We start from the raw sequence: 4317 nt of genomic DNA on the forward strand, positions 1-4317 counted from the left end.
CGGCCGGGATGGCCTGGGTGGCGCCGACGAGCGCCGTGGCGGTCGGGGCACCGACGGCCAGGCCGCGCTGGACCCGCTCGATGTCGGCACGCATGTCCGCCGCGCTCTGGTAGCGCTCGTCGACCCGCTTGGCCAGGGCGCGGGCGACGAGGTTGTCGACGGACGCGCTGACGTCGGGGTTGAGCTGCGACGGCGGCTTGGCCTCCTCGCGCACGTGCTGGTAGGCCACCGACACCGGGCTCTCGCCGACGAACGGCGGACGTCCGGTGAGCAGCTCGTACAGCACGCAGCCGGTGGAGTAGATGTCGCTGCGGGCGTCGACGGTCTCGCCGCGCGCCTGCTCGGGCGAGAGGTACTGCGCCGTGCCGATCACCGCGGCGGTCTGGGTCATGGCCGACGACGCGTCGGCGATGGCCCGGGCGATGCCGAAGTCCATGACCTTGACCTGGCCGGTGGGCGTCAGCATGACGTTGGCCGGCTTGATGTCGCGGTGCACGATGCCCGCCCGGTGCGAGTAGTCCAGCGCCGACAGGATCTCGGCGGTGATGTCGAGGGCGCGCTGGGGCAGGATCTTGCGCCCGTCGCGCAGCACCTCGCGCAGCGTCTGGCCCTCCACGTACTCCATGACGATGTACGGGATCGGGTGGCCGTGCGGGCCCGGGGCCTCGCCGGTGTCGTAGACGGCGACGATGGCCGGGTGGTTCAGCGACGCGGCCGACTGGGCCTCGCGGCGGAACCGCTCCTGGAACGTCTCGTCGGCGGCGAGGTCCGCGCGCAGCTGCTTGACCGCGACGGAGCGTCCCAGGCGCAGGTCGCGCCCGAGCCGCACGTCGGCCATGCCGCCGCGCCCCAGCAGGGCGCCCAGCTCGTAGCGGTCGCCGAGGCGGATCGGCTCGTCGTTGCTCATGCGTTGGTCTCCATCATCACTTGATCACCGCGTCCATGACCGACCGCGCGATGGGGCCGGCGAGCCGGCCTCCGGCGATCTCGGAGCGGCTGGTCCGGCTCGACTCGACGACCACGGCGACGGCGACCTGGCGGTCGCCCTTCATGGCGTAGGAGACGAACCAGGCGTACGGGGGGCGGTCCTTCGTGGACTGCGCGGTGCCGGTCTTGCCACCGACCGTGGCACCGGAGATCTGGGCGGAGGTAGCGGTGCCCTCGGACACCGTGCTCTCCATCATCGTGCGCAGCTTGGCCGCGTTGCCCTGGCTCATGGCGCGGCCGAGCGAGCGGGTCTGGCCCTCGCTCAGGACGCTGAGGTTGGGCGCGCGGCGGTTCTTGACGACGTAGGGGCGCATGACCTCGCCGTCGTTGGCGATGGCCGCGGCGACCGTGGCCATCTGCAGCGGGGTGGCGGCGACCTCGTACTGGCCGATGCCGCTCTGGGCCAGCTGGGACTTCTCCAGCGTCGCGCCCTCGGTGGTGAACCGGCTCTGGGCCGAGGCCACCTCGTCGGACAGGTCGCTGCCGAACCCGAACTTGGCCGCCTGCTCGGCGAGCCGCTCCTGGCCCAGCTTGTCGGCGATCCAGCCGAAGCTGACGTTGCACGAGACGTTGAGCGCCTGCTCGAACGTGATCGTGCTGCCGCCGCAGGTCGAGCCGCCCTCGTTGACGAGCTCGTACGTCTGGCCCGGGAACGACAGCGAGCGGCCGGCCTTCACCTTGGAGCGGGGCTCGAGGTTCAGCTGCTCGAGCGCGGCGGCCGCCGTGACCAGCTTGAACGTCGAGCCGGGCGGCAGGATCTGGCGCGTGGCGCGGTTGAGCATCGGCTCGTCCTCGTCGGCCATCAGCTCCTCCATGGAGCGCTGGACGGCGGCCAGGTCGCTGGACGCGAGCAGGTTCGGGTCGTACGACGGCTGGCTGGCCATGGCCAGGACGGCACCGGTGCTCGGGTCGAGGGCCACGACGGCGCCCTTGGCGCCCTTGCCGAGGTCGGCCAGGCCCGCGGCCGCGGCCTTCTGCGCGTCCGGGTCGATCGTCAGCTCGACGCTGCCGCCCTGCGGCTTCTCGTTGCCCAGCAGGTCGCCGAGCCGGTCGACGAACAGCCGGTCGTCGCTGCCGGACAGGATCGGGTTCTCCGAGCGCTCGATGCCGGCGCGCCCGTAGGTGTAGGAGAAGTAGCCGGTGAGCGGCGCGTACAGCTCGGGGCTGACGTAGCGGCGCTGGAACTCGAAGCGCCCGTCGGTCGGCACGCTCTCGGCGATGGCCTCGCCGGCGACCAGGATCGGGCCGCGCTGGCGCGAGAACTCCTCGTCCAGCACGCGGCGGTTGCCCTCGCGGGCGTTGAGGTCGTCGGCCTGCACGAACTGCACGACGTTGACGTTGACGAGCAGCGCGGCGAACAGCACGAGGCAGAACACCGCCATGACGCGGATGGGCTTGTTCACGGGAGCCTCACCACCTGGGTGTCGCTGGAGGCGAGCGACGCGGGGGCGGGCGCCGGCCGCCGGGTCTGGTCGCTGATGCGCAGCAGCAGGGCCACGATCAGCCAGTTGAGGACGATCGACGAGCCGCCCTGGGCCAGGAACGGGGTGGTCAGGCCGGTCAGCGGGATGAGTCGCGTGACGCCGCCGACGACGACGAAGACCTGGAGGGCGAAGGACACGGCCAGGCCGGCGGCGAGCAGCTTGCCGAAGCCGTCGCGGCAGGTCAGCGCGATGCGCAGGCCGCGCTCGACGATGAGGCCGTAGATGAGCAGGATCGCCATGAGCCCGGTGAGGCCGAGCTCCTCGCCGAGCGAGGCGATGATGTAGTCCGAGAACGAGTACGGCGTGGTCTGCGGGCTGCCCTGGCCCCAGCCGGTGCCCAGGATCCCGCCGTGGGCCAGGCCGAACAGGCCGGTCTTGATCTGGAAGCCGGCGTCGCTGCTGAACGGGTCGAGCCAGGCGTCGAAGCGCTGGCGCACGTGGCCGAACTGCCAGTAGCCCAGCGTCACGCCGGCGGTCACGAGCAGCAGGCCCACGACGAGCCAGCCCGGACGCTCGGTGGCGATGTAGAGCATGACGACGAACAGGCCGAAGAACAGCACGGACGAGCCGAGGTCCTTCTGCAGCACCAGGACGCCGATGCTGATCAGCCACGCGACGAGGATCGGGCCCAGGTCGCGTCCGCGCGGCAGGTCCAGGCCGAGGAACCGGCGTCCGGCCAGGGCCAGCGCGTCGCGCTTCACCACCAGGTAGCCGGCGAAGAAGATCGCCAGGCACACCTTGGCCGCCTCGCCGGGCTGGAAGCTGAACGGGCCGAGGTTGATCCAGATGCGGGCGCCGTTGATCTCGCGCCCGACGACCGGCAGGAGGGGCAGCACCAGCAGCACGATGGCGGCCAGGCCGAAGGAGTAGGTGAACGCCTGGAGCCGGCGGTGGTCGCGCAGCAGCACGAGCGTGAGGGCGAACGCGGCCACGCCGAGCGTCGTCCACACCAGCTGGCTGTTGGCGAACGCGGCACGGTCGGGGTCGAGCGCCTGGCGGCCCAGGTCCAAGCGGTAGATCATCGCCAGGCCCAGGCCGTTGAGCGCGATGACCAGCGGCAGCAGGACCGGGTCGGCGTACGGCGCGACCCGGCGGACCAGCAGCGTCGTCGCCACGGCCACGAGCACGAGGAAGCCACCGAGCTTGAAGGTGTCGGCCGGGATCGTGCCCTCCGAGCCCAGGCCCACGGCCGCGTAGGCCCCGACGCCGATGAGCACGGCCACGAGGGTCAGGCCGAGCTCGGCGCCGCGGCGCTTGCGCGGCACCCAGGCGGGCCGCGCCCGGCTCGGGCACCGTTCGCTCGCTGCGCTCGCTCACGGGCGGACTCCGTGAAGAGCGCACGGTACGGACGTCGGCCCGTGACGATGCTGATGGTTCGCTCGCTGCGCTCGCTCACGGGCCCGGCTCCGTCGTCGGGGCCGTGGGGAGCGTCGGGCGCGTGGTGGCGCCGCTGGGGCGGGGTCGTCGGCGTCGGCGTCGGGCGGACGGCGAGCAGGTCGAGGTTCTCGATGATCGCCAGCGCGTTCGCGCGGCTGGACGCCTCGATGCCGTCGCGCACGCGCGTCTGGCTGAACGCCGGCAGCATGTCGACCTCGATGTCGGTCCGCTCGTCGACCGAGCTCAGCTCGATGCCGGGCAGGTCGACCTGGATGCCGCGGTAGACCGCGACCGTGTCGCCGTCCAGGGCCACGTAGTACTGGGTCTGCGTCCAGCGGTAGCCGGCCACCGCCGCGCCGACCAGCACGAGCAGCACGAGCGCGACGAGCAGCAGGCGGCGCAGCCAGCGTCCGCGCCGGGGCGGGCGGGGCGCGTAGCGCAGCTCCTCGGGGTCGGCGTCCTCCTGGGC

General features: G+C 72.4%; 3 protein-coding genes and 1 pseudogene. All 4 read right to left on the bottom strand.

Annotation, left to right across the window (positions count from 1 at the left end; translation table 11 throughout):
• The coding region (gene pknB, locus AC2W7G_RS10125; protein WP_485868320.1) for a Stk1 family PASTA domain-containing Ser/Thr kinase at window positions 1–907 on the bottom strand (907 nt) is incomplete at its 3' end.
• 16 nt (window positions 908–923) lie between these two features.
• The gene (locus AC2W7G_RS10130; protein ID WP_485868321.1) at window positions 924–2390 is read right to left on the bottom strand and encodes a peptidoglycan D,D-transpeptidase FtsI family protein; all 1467 of its coding nucleotides are present in this window, start codon (window positions 2388–2390) and stop codon (window positions 924–926) included.
• On the bottom strand, window positions 2387–3736 hold the full coding sequence (locus tag AC2W7G_RS10135) for an FtsW/RodA/SpoVE family cell cycle protein (RefSeq protein ID WP_485868322.1): 1350 nt from the start codon (window positions 3734–3736) through the stop codon (window positions 2387–2389). The genes AC2W7G_RS10130 and AC2W7G_RS10135 overlap by 4 nt, the downstream gene beginning before the upstream one ends.
• Window positions 3700–4317, bottom strand: a pseudogene (locus tag AC2W7G_RS10140) (hypothetical protein); the annotation flags it as partial. The gene AC2W7G_RS10135 and the pseudogene AC2W7G_RS10140, both read right to left, overlap by 37 nt.

The organism is Aeromicrobium sp. PFPM2_SD2, from assembly GCF_057364525.1.